The organism is Streptosporangium sp. NPDC023615 (genome assembly GCF_040640155.1).
Taxonomy (GTDB): domain Bacteria; phylum Actinomycetota; class Actinomycetes; order Streptosporangiales; family Streptosporangiaceae; genus Streptosporangium.
In genome coordinates, this window is the sequence record NZ_JBFABE010000016.1 from 30,455 (window position 1) to 44,840 (window position 14,386).

Annotated in this window: 9 protein-coding genes; 8 read left to right on the forward strand and 1 reads right to left on the reverse strand. The window is 73.7% G+C overall.

All coding sequences use genetic code 11. The features are described 5' to 3' along the window. Positions 1–123: 123 nt before the first annotated feature. The 7 genes from AB0G16_RS14880 (at position 124) to AB0G16_RS14910 (ending at position 12,054) form a co-directional block, all read left to right on the forward strand. Positions 124–2,352 (forward strand): acyl-CoA dehydrogenase, encoded by a 2,229-nt coding sequence (locus AB0G16_RS14880; protein WP_362804344.1) that lies wholly within the window; start codon positions 124–126, stop codon positions 2,350–2,352. Positions 2,353–2,404: 52 nt separating this feature from the next. Next, entirely contained in the window at positions 2,405–3,169 is a 765-nt protein-coding gene (locus tag AB0G16_RS14885) for an FkbM family methyltransferase (protein WP_362804347.1), read from the forward strand. Continuing rightward, positions 3,169–4,821, forward strand: coding sequence for a hypothetical protein (locus tag AB0G16_RS14890; RefSeq protein ID WP_362804350.1), 1,653 nt, complete (start codon positions 3,169–3,171; stop codon positions 4,819–4,821). The genes AB0G16_RS14885 and AB0G16_RS14890 overlap by 1 nt, the downstream gene beginning before the upstream one ends. Positions 4,822–4,961: 140 nt before the next feature. Beyond that, positions 4,962–5,093 carry a hypothetical protein gene (locus AB0G16_RS14895; protein ID WP_362804353.1) on the forward strand — a complete coding sequence of 44 codons (132 nt, stop codon included), beginning with the start codon at positions 4,962–4,964 and terminating at the stop codon, positions 5,091–5,093. Between the two features lie 218 nt (positions 5,094–5,311). Further along, positions 5,312–6,556: a glycosyltransferase family 4 protein gene (locus tag AB0G16_RS14900; RefSeq protein ID WP_362804569.1), complete on the forward strand. Its 1,245-nt coding sequence runs from the start codon at positions 5,312–5,314 to the stop codon at positions 6,554–6,556. 6 nt (positions 6,557–6,562) lie between these two features. Further along, positions 6,563–10,864 (forward strand): alpha-(1->3)-arabinofuranosyltransferase family protein, encoded by a 4,302-nt coding sequence (locus AB0G16_RS14905; protein ID WP_362804356.1) that lies wholly within the window; start codon positions 6,563–6,565, stop codon positions 10,862–10,864. Further along, complete coding sequence (locus AB0G16_RS14910; RefSeq protein ID WP_362804359.1) at positions 10,861–12,054, forward strand: DUF3068 domain-containing protein; 1,194 nt, start codon at positions 10,861–10,863, stop codon at positions 12,052–12,054. Before AB0G16_RS14905 ends, AB0G16_RS14910 begins: the two co-directional genes overlap by 4 nt. Here the strand turns inward: AB0G16_RS14910 and AB0G16_RS14915 are convergent. After that, a complete protein-coding gene (locus tag AB0G16_RS14915) occupies positions 11,993–13,213 on the reverse strand; it encodes an acyltransferase (protein WP_362804362.1) in 1,221 nt (406 codons plus the stop codon). The genes AB0G16_RS14910 and AB0G16_RS14915 overlap by 62 nt on opposite strands. Before the next feature lie 130 nt (positions 13,214–13,343). Here AB0G16_RS14915 and AB0G16_RS14920 point away from each other — a divergent pair, with 130 nt between their 5' ends. Next, complete coding sequence (locus AB0G16_RS14920) at positions 13,344–14,261, forward strand: DUF3068 domain-containing protein (protein ID WP_362804365.1); 918 nt, start codon at positions 13,344–13,346, stop codon at positions 14,259–14,261. Positions 14,262–14,386 lie beyond the last annotated feature (125 nt).

Here is a 14,386-nt window from a genome sequence, read left to right on the forward strand (position 1 = left end):
CTCGCGCCCGCCTTCCGGTGCCCGGTGCCCGGTGCCCGGGGTCCGGCGTCCGGGACGGGCGCGTTGTGATGGAAGCACCTTCTAGAATATGGTTCTGTCATTGAATCGCGTCTGGAGGCTGTCATGGCGATCGGGTTGAGCGAGGAGCACGAGGCGCTCCGGGAGTCGGTGAGCGGGTGGGCGGAGCGCAACATCCCGTCCGAGGTCGTGCGCGCCGCCGTCGCGGCGGAGGGGGAGGAGCGTCCGGGCTTCTGGCCGGGGCTGGCCGACCAGGGCCTGCTCGGCCTGCACATCCCCGAGGAGCACGGCGGCAGCGGCTACGGCCTGCTGGAGACCGCCGTCGCGGTGGAGGCCCTCGGCGAGCGGGTCGCCCCCGGGCCCTACGTCCCCACGGTGCTCGCCAGCGCCGCGATCCTCGCCTCCGACGGCAAGGCCCATGCCGAGCTGCTGCCCGGCCTCGCCGACGGCACGCTGACCGGCGCGGTCGCGCTGTCCGCCTCGATCACCGGCACCCGTGGCGAGGACGGCGCCCTGACGGTCGGCGGCTCCGCCGAGCTCGTCCTGGGCGGCGCCCTGGCCGACGTCCTGGTGCTCCCGGTGAGCACCGACCGCGGCGAGGAGTGGGTCGCGGTGGACGCCTCCGCGGCGACCGTGACCCCGGTCAGGGCGCTGGACGTCACCCGCGGCGTGGCCAAGGTCGAGCTGGAGGGGGTCGTCGTACCGGCGGGCCGGGTTCTGGACGGGTTGCAGGGCCCGGGGGTCCTCAACCTGGCCGCGATCCTGCTCGGCGCCGAGGCCGCGGGCGTGGCCTCGTGGTGCGTGACCGCCGCCGCCGAGTACGCCAAGGTCCGCGTGCAGTTCGGCCGCCCGATCGGGCAGTTCCAGGGCGTCAAGCACAAGGCCGCCCGGATGCTCGTCGCCCTGGAGCAGGCCCGCGCCACCGTGTGGGACGCCGCCCGCGCCGCCGCGGGAACGGGCTCCGGCGACCACGTCACGGCCGACGAGCTGGCCTACGCCACCGCGATCGCGGGCGTGGTCGCGCCCGACGCGGCCGTGCAGTGCGCCAAGGACGCCGTCCAGATCTTCGGCGGCATCGGCTACACCTACGAGCACGACGCCCACCTGTACTACCGCCGGGCGCTGACCCTGCGCGCGCTGCTCGGCTCCTCGGGCGAGTGGGCCGAGACGGTCGCCGAGCTGGCGCTGAACGGCGTGAGCCGGGAGCTGGAGGTCGAGCTGCCCGAGGAGGCCGCCGAGCTCCGCGAGGGCATCCGGGCCGAGGTCGCCGGGTTCGCCGCCCTGGAGGGCAAGGAGCAGAAGCAGGCGCTGGCCTCGGCCGGGTACGTCATGCCGCACCTGCCCAGGCCGTGGGGCCGCGACGCCAAGCCGCTGGAGCAGGTCCTCATCATCCAGGAACTCAAGGCGGCCAGGGTCAAGCTGCCCCAGATGATCATCGGCGCCTGGGTGGTGCCGTCGCTCGCCACGTACGGCACCCCCGAGCAGCAGCAGCGTTTCCTGCCGCCCACGCTGAGCGGCGAGATGATCTGGTGCCAGCTCTTCTCCGAGCCCGGCGCGGGCTCCGACCTGGCGAACGTGCAGATGAAGGCCGAGCGGGTCGAGGGAGGCTGGCGGCTCAACGGCCAGAAGATCTGGACCTCGGTGGCGCACTTCGCCGAGTGGGGCATCTGCATCGCCCGCAACTCCTCCGAGGGGTCCAAGCACGAGGGCATCACCTACTTCCTGGTCGACATGAAGGGGCCCGGCGTCACGGTCAGGCCGCTGACCGAGATGACCGGCGAGAACCTGTTCAACGAGGTCTTCCTCGACGACGTGTTCGTCCCCGACGACCTGGTCGTGGGCGAGATCGGCCAGGGCTGGAAGGTCGCCAGGAACACCCTGTCCAACGAGCGGGTGTCGCTCTCCGCGGGTTCGGGCGGCACCGGCGCGTCCGTCCCCGACCTGCTCGGGCTGGCCGGGCGGCTCGGCCGCGAGCTCACCGCCGCCGAGCGGCAGGAGGTGGCGCGGGTCGTCTGCGAGGGCCACTCGATCGCGGCGCTGGGACTGCGGGTGACGCTCAAGCAGCTCACCGGCGTCGAGCCCGGGGCCGACGCCTCGGTCCGCAAGCTGCTGTCCACCTCGCACGCCCAGCACGTCTCGGAGACCGCGGTCTCGCTGCTCGGCTCCTCGGCCGTCATCGCCGCCGACATGAAGCTCGGCGACGCCGGCTACTGGAACCGGGCCGTGCTGGCCACCCGGGCCATGACGATCTACGGCGGCACCACCGAGGTGCAGCTCAACATCATCGGCGAGCGCATGCTCGGCCTGCCCAGGGACCCGGAGCCCGGCAAGTAGCAGAGGGCGCGCGCGGGGACACCTCGCCGAGACGTTCGGTTAGGCTTCGCGCATGTCGATGCGGTTCAGGCCAGGGGTGGCCGTCCGGAGTGCCGTGGCCGGCGCGGTTCCGCCGCGCTGGTTCGGCGCGGCGATCCGCCGGGTCTACCCCCGGCTGGACGCCGAGCTGGCCCGTGCCGAGGAGTTCGTCCCGCGTGGCGGCACCGCCGTGGACGTGGGCGTCTGGTACGGGCCGTGGACGGCCACGCTGCGGCGGCTCGGCTCCGAGGTGGTCTCGATCGAGGCCAACCCCCGCCTGGCGGCACTGCTCCGGAGCACCTTCCCCGACGTACGGGTGATCGCGGCGGCGGCCTCGGACCGCTCCGGCACGGCCCGGCTCTGGATTCCCGCGGGCGGGCGCGGTGCCGAGGCCACGGCCTCGGTGGTGCACGGGGAGGGAGTGCCGGTGGACGTCCCGGCCGTCACCGTCGACGAGCTGGACCTGAAGGACGTCCGGTTCATGAAGATCGACGTGGAGGGTCACGAACTGGCCGCGCTGCTCGGGGCCGAGCGGACCGTCCGCCGCGACCGGCCCGTCCTGCTGATCGAGCTGGAGACCCGGCACCAGGACATCGGCCTGGTCGTCGACCGGCTCGCGGAGTGGGGCTACACCGGCTCCGTCCTGACCGGCGGTTCGTGGCGCCCGCTGGACGGCTTCGACCTGGCGGCCCACCAGGAGGAGGCCGTCGGCGAGGTGCGGCGGAGCTTCATCTCCCGCCTGCTCGTTCCCGGCCGGGAGTACGTGAACATGGTGCTCTTCCGTCCCGCCGCGCCGTAGTGCGCGCTCCCGGAGCGGGGCGGTGGCGCCGGGTCCCGGCCGTTCACGCGCTGCCCGCCCTGGCGGGACTGCTGCTCGGGGTGCTCGCGCTCTGGCCCGCGCTCGGCCCCGGCTTCGCGCTCCGCTACGACATGGTGTTCGTACCGGACCCTCCGATCCTCCCCGAGGGCGGCGGCTTCCCGCGTGCCGTGCCAAGCGACGCCGTGGTGGCGCTGCTCTCGTCGGTCCTGCCGGACCAGGTGGTGCAGAAGGCGATCCTGCTGGGCGTCTTCGTGCTCGCCGCGACGGGCGCGGCGGCCCTGGTCCCCCGGGAGCACGGGGAGCACGGGGAGCAGGGGGAGCACGGGGACGACGGAGAAGGCCGGGAGCGCGGGGGGCGCGTGGTCGCCCGGCTGGTCGCCGCGGTGTTCTACGCCTGGAACGTCTACCTCGCCCAGCGGCTGCTGCTGGGCCAGTGGGCCCTGCTGCTCGGGTACGCGGGACTGCCGTGGGCGGTGCGCGCGGCGGCCGGACGGCGGGCCGGCCCGGTGATCCTGGCGCTGCTGCCCGCCGCGGCCGGGGGCTTCCAGGCGATGCTGGTCTCGGTGATGACGGTCGTGCCGGTGGCGGGCCGCCGCGTGCCCCGGGTCCTGCCGGTCGCCGCCGTGCTGAGCCTGCCGTGGCTGGTCCCGGCGCTGGGCAGTGCCGCCGTCACCGACCCGGCCGGGGTGCGGGCCTTCGCCCCCCGGGCGGACGGGCCGCTGGGGACCCTCGGCAGCCTGCTCACCCTGGGCGGCGTGTGGAACGCCGGTGCCGTCGTACCCGGTCAGGAGACCTGGTGGTCGGCCCTGGTCCGGCTCGCGGTGACCGTGACGGCGGTGGGGGGATACGCCCTGCTCGTCCTGAAGCGGGGCCGGGAGCGGGGACGGGAACAGCGGTCCGGCCGGGGCCGGGAACCGGACCGGGGACGTGGGTGGGCGGGGGGCCTGGCGGTGGCGTCCGCGGCGGGGCTGGCGGTGGGCTGCGCCGGGGCCTTCCTGCCGGGGGCGGTGGAGGCGCTGGTCGGACTCTGGCCCGGCTTCGGGCCGCTGCGCGACGGGCAGCTCTACCTCGCTCCCTTCGCGCTGCTCCAGGCGGTCGGCCTGGCCGCGGTGGCGGGCCGGCTGCCCGCGGCGATCCGGCCGGGGATGGTCCTGGTGCCGCTGCTGGTGCTGCCCACCTTCGCCCTGGGGGCGTTCGGCAGGCTGGCCGCGGTCGACTACCCGTCCGACTGGGCGCGGGTGCGGGCGATCGTGGACGCCGACCCGGCGCCGGGGGCGCTGCTGACGCTGCCGTGGAGCGCCTACCGGGCGTTCGACTGGAACGGCGGGCGGGTGGTGCTGGACCCGGCGGTCAAGGCGTTCCACCGCCGGGTGGTGTGGAACGACGGCCTGACGGTCGGCCTCGGGGACGGTACCGGAGAGGGGCGCACGCTCGTCCTGGGGGGTGAGGACCCGCTGGCGCGGGAGATCGGCCCGATCCTCGCCCGACCCGGCGTCCTGACCGGTCCGTTGACCGAGCGGGGGGTCAGCCACGTGCTGATCCAGCGGCCGAACGAGAACATGTTCCGTTCCAGGTTGCCGGGCGCGCGGCTGGTCTTCGCAGGTCGGGAGCTCCTGCTCTTCCGCCTCTGAGCTCCTGAGATGCAAATATTTCGGTATTTACTCAACGGTAACTTTGTTTATCACGTTTTGACCAATTTGCTGGCTGATGCCCTGTATCACGTTCTACTCTCGGCAGACTGCACGATCCACGCGTTGGAGGGAGAGCTCGGATGTTGCGAGTGTTGGCCGCTCTGGCGGTAGGGGCAGTGCTGGCGGTCGGAGCCTCGGTGGCGGTCGTGAACGTCGCGGCGCCGACCCCCGAGCCGCCCAACAGGCCGCTGTACAACTACGGCAACAGGTGACGGCCCGGGGCCGGCGGAGTCGCCAACCGGTCCCGGCGCTCACCTGATCCTCCGGGTCCCCGGCGCGAGGGTCCATCCCGGATCATCCCGACGAGACAGGGGCCGGCCTCGGCATGCGCGCGAACCGGCCCGGTGCCGCCGTTCCCGCACGCCGCACGGAGGACACGGCGTGCCGTACGCAGAGAGGAGTGCTCGTGGCAGGACAGGGCGCCAGGGCGATCCCGCGCACCCCCGCCCCGGCCGCGGGCCTGGTGGCCGCGACCAGGCCGGGGCGGCCGTCCCTGCGCGGGGTACGCGTCGCCGTCCTGAACTTCCGCGAGCCGTCGCAGTCCGTCGCCGGGGGCGCCGAGGAGTACGCCTGGCAGGTCAGCCGCCACCTCGCCGGCCAGGGGGCCGAGGTGACGTTCGTCACCTCCAGGGAGGCCGGGCAGACCGCGGCCGAGGAGCGCGACGGCATCGCGCTGCGGCGGATGGGCAACCCGTTCCTGGTCTACCTGCTGGTCCCGCTCTGGATGCTGCTGCGGCGCAGGCGCTTCGACGCCGTGATCGACTGCATGAACGGCATCCCCTTCTTCGCGCCCCTGGTGGTGAGCCGAAGGACGGTGGTCGTCTCGCTGGTGCACCACGTGCACGACCGTCAGTTCTACGCCTTCTTCCCGCGCTGGCTGGCCCGCATCGGCTGCTTCGTCGAGGGGCCGGTGGCCCGGCTGGTCTACCGGCGCCGCCCGACCGTCACGGTCTCGGAGTCCTCCCGCGCCGAGCTGCGCGAGCGGCTGGGCTGGATCGCGCCCATCCAGGTGATCCCGAACGGCAGCCCGGTGGCGCGCCCGGTAGCCGACCCCGGCGGGGTGGCCGGTGATCCCGCGGTGGTCTACCTGGGCAGGCTGGTCGGGCACAAGCGCGTCGAGCGGGTGGTCGACCTCGCCCGCGACCTCGCCGGCGCCTGGCCGGGCGTGCACGTGCACGTCGTCGGGCGCGGCCACGAGCAGGAGCGGCTCGCCGCCCACGCCGCGGCCCTGGGCGTGCAGGACCGCGTCCACCTGCACGGCTTCCTGCCCGAGGGCGCCAAGAACGCGGTCCTGGGGGCCGCGCGGCTCAACGTCACCGCCTCGGAGTTCGAGGGGTGGGGGCTGACCGTGATCGAGGCCGCCGCGCTCGGCGTCCCCACGGTCGCCTACGACGTGGCGGGACTGCGCGACTCGGTGCGCCACGGCGTCACCGGGTGGCTGGTCGCCGACGGCGAGGAACTGGCCGGCGTGGTGGACCGCGCCCTGGCGGAGCTGTCCGACCCGGTCCGGCGCGAGGAGATCCAGCAGGCGTGCCGGCTGTGGGCGGCCGAGTTCACCTGGGGGAGAACCGGGGATACGATGACCGGACTAATCACCACAGAACTATTTAAAAACGGTCGTCACCTCCATGCATCCGATCTCTGTCTCGCCTCGGGTGAGACCGACCCGCCGTAAGCGCCCGTGACCCCTGAGACGTGGATCGGCCGCCTGTCGGCGCCCGTCGCCGAGTTCGGCGCCACCGACACCGGGCTCCGGCGCAGGCTCAGGCTGCTGGCCGGGTGTCTCTTCCTCGCCGTCGTGTCCTTCCACATGGCGCCGGGCAGGCTCATCGCCGAGACCAAGCTGGACATGCCGGTCAACCCGATCGGCTTCCTGGCCCAGGCGCTGAACATGTGGGACCAGGACTACCTGGGACACCTGCAGAACCAGGCGTACGGCTACATCTTCCCGATGGGCCCCTTCTACACCCTGCTGATCAACTCGGGGATGCCGCCCTGGGTGGTCCAGCGCCTGTGGGTGACGCTGATCCTGTGCGCGGCCTTCGTCGGCGTCGCCCAGGTGGCGCGGGCCCTGCGGATCGGCGGCCAGCTCGCCGGGGTGCTGGCCGGCCTCGCCTACGCGCTCGCCCCGCACGCGCAGGCCCTGATGGGGTTCAACTCCGTCGAGTTCGCCCCCAGCGCCGTGCTGCCCTGGACGCTGCTCTTCCTGATCAGGGGCGCGAGGGGGGAGACGAGCCCGCGCCGGGCCGCCTGCCTGTCGGCCCTGGTCTTCCTGTTCGCCGGGGGCATCAACGCCGCCGCCGAGCTGGCCGTGCTCGTCGTACCGATGATCTACCTGCTGACGCGGAGGCCGGGGCCGCGCAAGCGGCGGCTGATCGCCTGGTGGCTCGGCGCGATCGCCGCGGTGTCGTTCTGGTGGCTCGTCCCGCTGGTGATGCTGGGCCGCTACGTCTTCTCGTTCATGCCCTTCACCGAGAACGCGTGGACGACCACGGTCGTCGGGTCGCTGACCAACGTGCTGCGCGGCATGAACCACTGGGTGGCCTTCCTGCCGGTCGACGGCCGCCCCTACCTGCCCGCCGCCTACGAGCACGCCACCGTGCCCTGGCTCGTCGTGGTCACCGCGCTCCTGGCCGGGCTGGGACTGGCCGGCCTCACACTCGCCCGCACCCCCGAGCGGCCCTTCCTGATCCTGACCGCCCTGGCCGGGGTGATCATCCTCGTCGCGGGCCACGCCGGGCCGCTCGCCGAGCCGATCAGGGCGCTGCTGGACGGCCCGCTCGCCCCCTTCCGCAACCTGCACAAGTTCAACGCGCTGCTGCGGCTCCCCCTGGTGCTCGGCCTGGCCGCCCTGGTCTCCCACGTGGGCGCGGCCAGGGCCGCCGTCCGCCTCCCCGCGACGGTGGCCGTCGCCGCCCTGGCCGGGCTGACCCTGATGCCCGTCGCGACCGCCGGCATCGCCCCGGCCGGCGCGTTCGACGACGTCCCCGAGCACTGGCGGCAGGCGGCCTCCTGGCTGGACGAGCGGGCCGACCAGGGCACCGTGCTGGTCCTGCCGGGGGCGCGGCGCGGCGAGTACACCTGGGGACGCCCGCTGGACGAGCCGTTCCAGCCGCTGCTGAAGAAGGCCAGGTGGGTGAGCAACACGATCGTGCCCTGGGGCACGGCCGGGTCGAACCGCCTGGTCAAGGCCATCGACGACCGCTTCGCCAACGGGCAGGGCTCCGCGGGGCTGACCCAGGCCCTGCGCCGGATGGGCGTACGCCACCTGCTGGTCCGCAACGACCTGGACCGCGTCGCCTTCGGTGACGCCTGGCCCGCCCGGGTGCACGAGGCGCTGGACCGCTCTCCCGGGCTGAGGAGGGTGCGCGGCTTCGGGCCCACCGTCGGCCACGAGGAGTCCTCGACCGCGGGGGGCTGGCTCGACCAGCCGTACGCGTCCCTGGAGGTCTACGAGGTGACCGGGGCGAGCCCGGTCGTCGGCACGGTCCCGGCGGCCCGGCCGCTGCGGGTCTCCGGCGCCCCCGAGGCGCTGCTGACCATGGCCGAGGAGGGCGTGCTCGCCGACGACCGCCCGGTGATCCTCGGCGACGACCCCGGCGCGGACGCGATCCCTCCCGGGGACACCGTGCTCACCGACACCATGCGCCGGCGCGAGCTGGTCGTGAGCGACCTGCGCAGGCCCTACACCGAGACGATGACGCCGGACGAGCCCTACGAGGGGCGCGGCACCTCCCACGACCTCGTCGACCCCGCCTGGGACGAGCCCAGGACCGTGGCCGTCCTCACCGGCGTCGAGTCGGTCACCGCCTCCTCCTCGCAGTCCAGGCTGGGGGCCACCCCGGGCACCCGCGACGCCGGGCAGCAGCCGTACGCGGCGCTGGACGACGACCTGCGCACCGGCTGGCGCTCCACCGGCTGGGAACCGGCGGTCGAGCAGTGGCTGGAGGTCCGGCTGGCCGAACCGGTCGCGGTGCCCTCGATCCAGGCCGCGTTCGAGCGCTCCGACGAGGCGGTGACGGTCTCGGAGGTGATGGTGGAGACCGACACCGGCCGGGTCCGCACCCGGCTCGGCCTCACCTCGATATGGGAACGGCTCAACGTCCCGACGGGGAAGACCTCCCGGATCCGGATCCGGGTGACCGGCGTCCTGCGCGACCCCAACCCGCGGGTGGGCATCACCGAGATCGCCATCCCCGGCGTCCGGGCGGGCCGCACCCTCGTGGTGCCCGCCGCGACCCGGGCGGACTCCCGGGCGGACTCCTCGTCCTCCTCGTCGGCCTCCTCCTCGTCGACGTCCTCGGACTCGTCGGCCTCCTCGACGGACTCCCCGGTGGACTCCCCGGATCCGGGACGGACGGTCGTCACCAGCAGGACCGACGCCGCGCCCGGCTGCATGCTCGGCTCCTACGTCTGGGCCTGCGCCGACCGGCTCCGCTTCGTGGGAGAGGACGGCTACGCCTTCGACCGGTCGGTCCCGGTCGGCACCGGACGGCGCGTGCTGGAGGGAAGGGCCGTGCTCGCCGACCAGCGGGTGGCCGAGAACGTGCTGATGCCCCCCGGCGCCTTCCCCCGCGTCACCGCCTCCTCCACCGCGGCCGACATCCCGGCCACCGGGGCGTACGCGGCGTTCGACGACGACCGCAGGACCGTCTGGTACGCCGGGCGGGCGGACCTCGCGCCCACCCTCACCGCCGAGCTGGGCCGGACCATGACCCTGTCCCGGCTGCGCGTCGACTTCCCCGACACCCGGCTGGGGGCGCCGCCGGTACGGATCACCGTCACCACCCGCGACGCCGTCAGGTACGCCTGGGCGTCGCGGGACGGCTGGATCGACTTCGCGCCGATGAGGGCCGACCGGGTCGAGATCACCTTCACGGCGCTGGGCTCCTGGCGGATGGAGGTGCTCGGCGTGGGCATCCCCGGCGTCCGGCCGCTGCCCGCCCTGGAGGCGCAGCCGGTGAGGATGCCCTGCGGGTTCGGCCCCACGCTCACCGTCAACGGGGTCGAGACGCCCACCGAGATCCGAGGCGGAACCCTGGGCGACCTGTTCGCCGGCCGCCCGGTCCCCTACCGCACCTGCGAGGCGGTCTGGACGCAGGCCGGCACGCTGCGGGTGCGCGCCGCCCCCTCCCAGGGCTTCCGGGTGGACTCCATGGTCCTGCGCGGCACCGGCGACACCGGTACCACCGCCACCCGCACCGGTACCACCGGCACGGCCGCCGCCACCGGCGGCGCCACCGTCGCCGGTGGCGCGTCGCGGGCCGTGCTGCGGCCGGCCGAGGTCGAGCACTGGGACGCCGGGGAGCGGCGGGTCCGGGTCTCCACGACCGAGCCCTCCTACCTGGCGCTCGGGGAGAACTTCAACGCCGGCTGGCGGGCCACGTTCGGCGGGCGCGTGCTGGAGCCGGCCCGGCTCGACGGCTGGCGGCAGGCGTGGCTGCTGCCGCCCGGGGACGGGACCGTGGTGATGACGTACGCCCCGGACGGGCTCTACCGGGCCGCGCTGATCGTCGGCTGGGCGCTGGTGGCGCTGGTCGCGGCGCTCGCCCTGGCCCGGTCGCGTCCGGCGGTGACGACGCTCGCCGCGGCACCGGCCGCGCGGGTGCGGGCGGCCTGGCTCTGGCCGCTGGTCCCGCTGCTGGGCCTGGTGACCGAGGGCTGGGCCGGGGCCGCGCTCGCCGGCGCGGTGGCGGCGCTCGCGCTCTGGCTGCGCGGCGTGGCCGGGGCCGCGCACAGCGCGGGCGGCCGGGCGTACCGGATCGGCAGGGTCCTCCTGACGCCGTTCCCGGTGGTGGCGGTGCTCGGCGCGGCCGGTCTCGCCCTCGCGTACGGCGGGGAGAGCGGGACGGTCGTGGCGCAGTACCTGTGCCTGGTGGTGCTGGGCCTGCTGTTCGCCGCGGTGCGCGTACCCCCGCCGCCCCGCCCCTGGCTCCGGACGCCCGCGGAGGCGGTCCCGGCACGGCTCGTGGAGCGACGATGACGGGACCGGCGGCGAGCGACCCGAAGGCGACGGCCGATCCGACGGCGAGCGGCGAGACGGCGACCGGACGGCGGCTGCGCGGCGTGCTCGTCCTGGTGACCGGGGCCTTCCTGATCACGCTGGCCGTGCTGGTGCGCTTCTACGTCCACCCCAGCGGTCTCGTGCTGCCCGCCGAGCAGGACCGGATCACCATGATGAGCACCGAGTCCGGCTCCTACTTCGACGCCGCCGCCCTGCGCGTCCGCAGGGGCGTCCCGCTGGAGCAGGCCGTGGCCAGGTACGGCGACCCGGTCAGGTCCACGCCCGACGTCGCGGTCTGGACCGAGTTCGTCTCGCTCGCCACCCGCGACGGCAGGCGCGTCGACTACCACGAGCGGCGCCTGGCCTTCGACCGGCGCACGGCGCAGGCGTTCCCCTGCTGCGAGGACTACGTCGACGAGAACCCCGACCCCGCCCCGCGCGGGCTGCTCTTCCGCTGGCCCTTCGACGCCCGGCCGGTCGCCTACCCGGTCTACGACCCGCTCGCCAGGCGGCCGGTGTCGGCCCGCTTCGACGGGATCGAGACCCTGTACGGCGTGCGGGTGTACCGCTACGCGCAACGCCTGGTCAACGAGCCCTACGCCCAGCAGCCCATGCGGCTGCCCGGGTCCGTCCTGGGCCTGAGGGAACCGGCCGTCCCGAAACGCCAGAAGAACCCCGGGAGCCGGGGGGAGGCGGTGAACGCCGCGGCGGGCGCGGAGCAGTTCCCCGTCCAGGCGTACCTGGACGGGACCCGGACCTTCTGGGTGGAGCCGACCAGCGGCATGGTGATCGGGGTCAGGGAGAACCTGGTCAGGACCCTGCGCACGCCGGACGGGCGGGGGCGTCTGGTCGCGCTCGCCGCCGACCTGCGCACCAGCGCCGGGGACGAGCGCTGGAACGCCGGGGAGGCCGAGCAGTTCCTCCGCCGCGCCACGCTGGTCAACTGGGTGATCCCGCTCGCCGCGGGGCTGCTGGGCGTGGTCCTGCTGGCGGCCGGCCTGCGCCTGCACCTCCGCGCCGTCCCCGCCGGAGGCGATCCCCCGGGACGCGACCCCGAGGGCGCCGAGGGCGCCGAGGGCGAGGACGGTGACGAGGGCGGGACCCGCGTCAGCGAGGGTGGCGCGACCGGCGCAGGCGCAGGGCCGGGGCCTCGATCAGGCGGTGGCTGAGATCGGCGAGCAGCACGGTCAGCGTGACGCACACCGCCAGTGTGGAGAGCAGGCCGCCGCTGAAGGACTCCTGGCCGGTCAGCTCGTACCAGCCCACGATCACCACGAACTGCCACAGGAAGACGCCGTAGGAGATGCGGCCGAGATAGCGCATCACCGGGTTGCCCAGCAGCGCGTTGATCGGCGACGGCCCGGGGGGCTGCAGGGTGACGGGGGAGAGCAGGGCGAGGACGAACACCGTGTAGAGGGTCATCTCGAACAGGTCGGTCCACAGGTCCTGCATCTCGAACAGGCGGCCTCCCGCGATCGGGCTGGCCGCCACCGCGTAGACCAGGGCGGCGATGATCCAGCAGGTGACCCAGGACTCGCGGACGCCCCGGGTCAGGCGCCGCACCGGCGCGTCCGGGTCGGGCTCGGCGTGGACCCAGAGCGAGACGACCGCCAGCCCCATCCCGGTGGCGAAGTAGACCATCGACCGGGGGAGCCAGAGACCGAGCTCGGGGCGGTGGACCGGGAAGTGGCTGAGGACCGCCCACAACGGGGAGACCGCGGCGAGCACGCAGATGCCGCGGAGCAGCAGCCGGGCCCTGGCGACCGGGTCCGCGCCGCGCCGCGCCAGCGCGTGCAGGGCCACGGCGATCGGCGGCAGGGCGAGGTAGAAGGTCATCTCGACCGAGAGGCTCCACATCTGCCCGAGCCCCGGCGGGCTCGTCCCCACCCACCAGGGATCGGGGACGTAGTTCTGCACCAGAAGCACCAGCGGCAGCCAGTTCCACGGGTCGGCGGCCTGCGGCCGGGACCAGAGCGGCAACGCCACGGCGAGCACCAGCCAGTACGCGGGCAGGATGCGCAGCGCCCGCTTCCACAGGTAGTCCCCGGTGTCCGGGGGGGTGGCGTCGGCCCGCACGGTCCGGCGTGCCCACGGCCGGTAGAGCAGGAAACCGGAGAGCAGGAAGAAGATCGGCACCCCGATGTCACCCCGGGAGAGCAGGGAGGGCACGAACCCCTCCCGCAGGGAGGCCCCGGTCGTGCTCGCCACGTGGTAGAGCAGGACGCCGAAGGAGGCGACCGCGCGGACGCCGTCCATGGCGTCCAGGTGCCCGCCGACCGCCGGGAGATCCCGCACGTCACCGCCGGTGGGCCTCCGGTGAACCGGCATAGAACCTGTTTCGGTCACTTTTTGGCATCCCTGGTGACGATAGACGACTGCCAGCACTAACATATCGCGAAATGGAACTTGTTATAGGGCGATCGGCACACCTGTATAGCGGACGGCCCCTGGAGGAGCGATGCGTCGCGTCATCGGTTTGGTACTGATCGGACTCGGGGCCTTCCTCCTCGTTCTCGCGCCCCTCGTGCGGTTCCAGGTGGCGCCCGCGCTGATCGCCGCCCCGGCCGACCAGTACGGGATCAGCAAGCTGGAGGCCACCGGCGCGCAGTACTTCAGCGTCGGCGACAAGGGCAAGGTGATGACCGGTGATCTCGACATCACCGTGACCACCAGGGGGGACGTCACCGGGGCGCAGGGCGACCGGGTCGTCTGGGACGAGGTCATGGTGGTGAACGACGTCACCAACTCCAACCCCATGATCTCCTACACCGAGCGCCGCAGCGCGTTCAACAAGTACACCGGCGAGGGCATCAACTGCTGCTCAGTCAAGATCAACGACGAGCCCGCCCGGCTCCAGGGCCAGATCTACAAGTGGCCGTTCGACGTGCAGAAGAAGACCTACAGCGTCTTCAACTCCACCGCCGGCAAGGCGTTCGACGCCAAGTTCGTGGCCGAGGAGCAGGTCAACGGCCTGACGGTCTACCGGTTCGAGCAGGCCGTCCCGCCGACCAAGATCGACACCCTCACCGCCCCCGCCTCCTACCTGGGCATGGACGAGACCGGTGACGTGCAGGTCGACCGGGTCTACGACGGCGTCAACACCTTCTGGATCGAGCCGACCACCGGCTCGCCGGTGCGCCAGGAGCAGCAGCGTCACGACGTGCTCAAGACCCAGGACGGCGTCGAGCGCTCGGTGGCCTTCGCGGCCACGGCGAAGATGACCCAGGAGACCCAGAACGACCTGGTCAGGAACGCGACCGACGGCAAGAACACCATCACGCTGCTCAAGACCACGATCCCGCTGGTCCTCGTGCTGATCGGCCTGGCCCTGGTGGTCACCGGCTTCCTGCTGCTGAGGCGCCGCGCCGAACGCTGAGGGACGCCGCGCCGGGCGGACCCGGAGGCGGGCGAACGAGAACGAGAACGGGAAGGGGAGGCCGCGGGCGGATGCCCGCGGCCTCCCCTTCCCGTGTGCGGGCCTTCCGCGCGCCCGTGGCCTGG

Excerpts from the sequence above, each read along its gene's own strand:
- AB0G16_RS14880 (WP_362804344.1), top strand. The coding sequence starts at position 124 with ATGGCGATCGGGTTGAGCGAGGAGCACGAGGCGCTCCGGGAGTCGGTG.
- AB0G16_RS14885 (WP_362804347.1), top strand. The coding sequence starts at position 2,405 with ATGTCGATGCGGTTCAGGCCAGGGGTGGCCGTCCGGAGTGCCGTGGCC.
- AB0G16_RS14895 (WP_362804353.1), top strand. The coding sequence starts at position 4,962 with ATGTTGCGAGTGTTGGCCGCTCTGGCGGTAGGGGCAGTGCTGGCGGTC.
- AB0G16_RS14910 (WP_362804359.1), top strand. The coding sequence starts at position 10,861 with ATGACGGGACCGGCGGCGAGCGACCCGAAGGCGACGGCCGATCCGACG.
- AB0G16_RS14915 (WP_362804362.1), bottom strand. The coding sequence starts at position 13,213 with ATGCCGGTTCACCGGAGGCCCACCGGCGGTGACGTGCGGGATCTCCCG.
- AB0G16_RS14920 (WP_362804365.1), top strand. The coding sequence starts at position 13,344 with ATGCGTCGCGTCATCGGTTTGGTACTGATCGGACTCGGGGCCTTCCTC.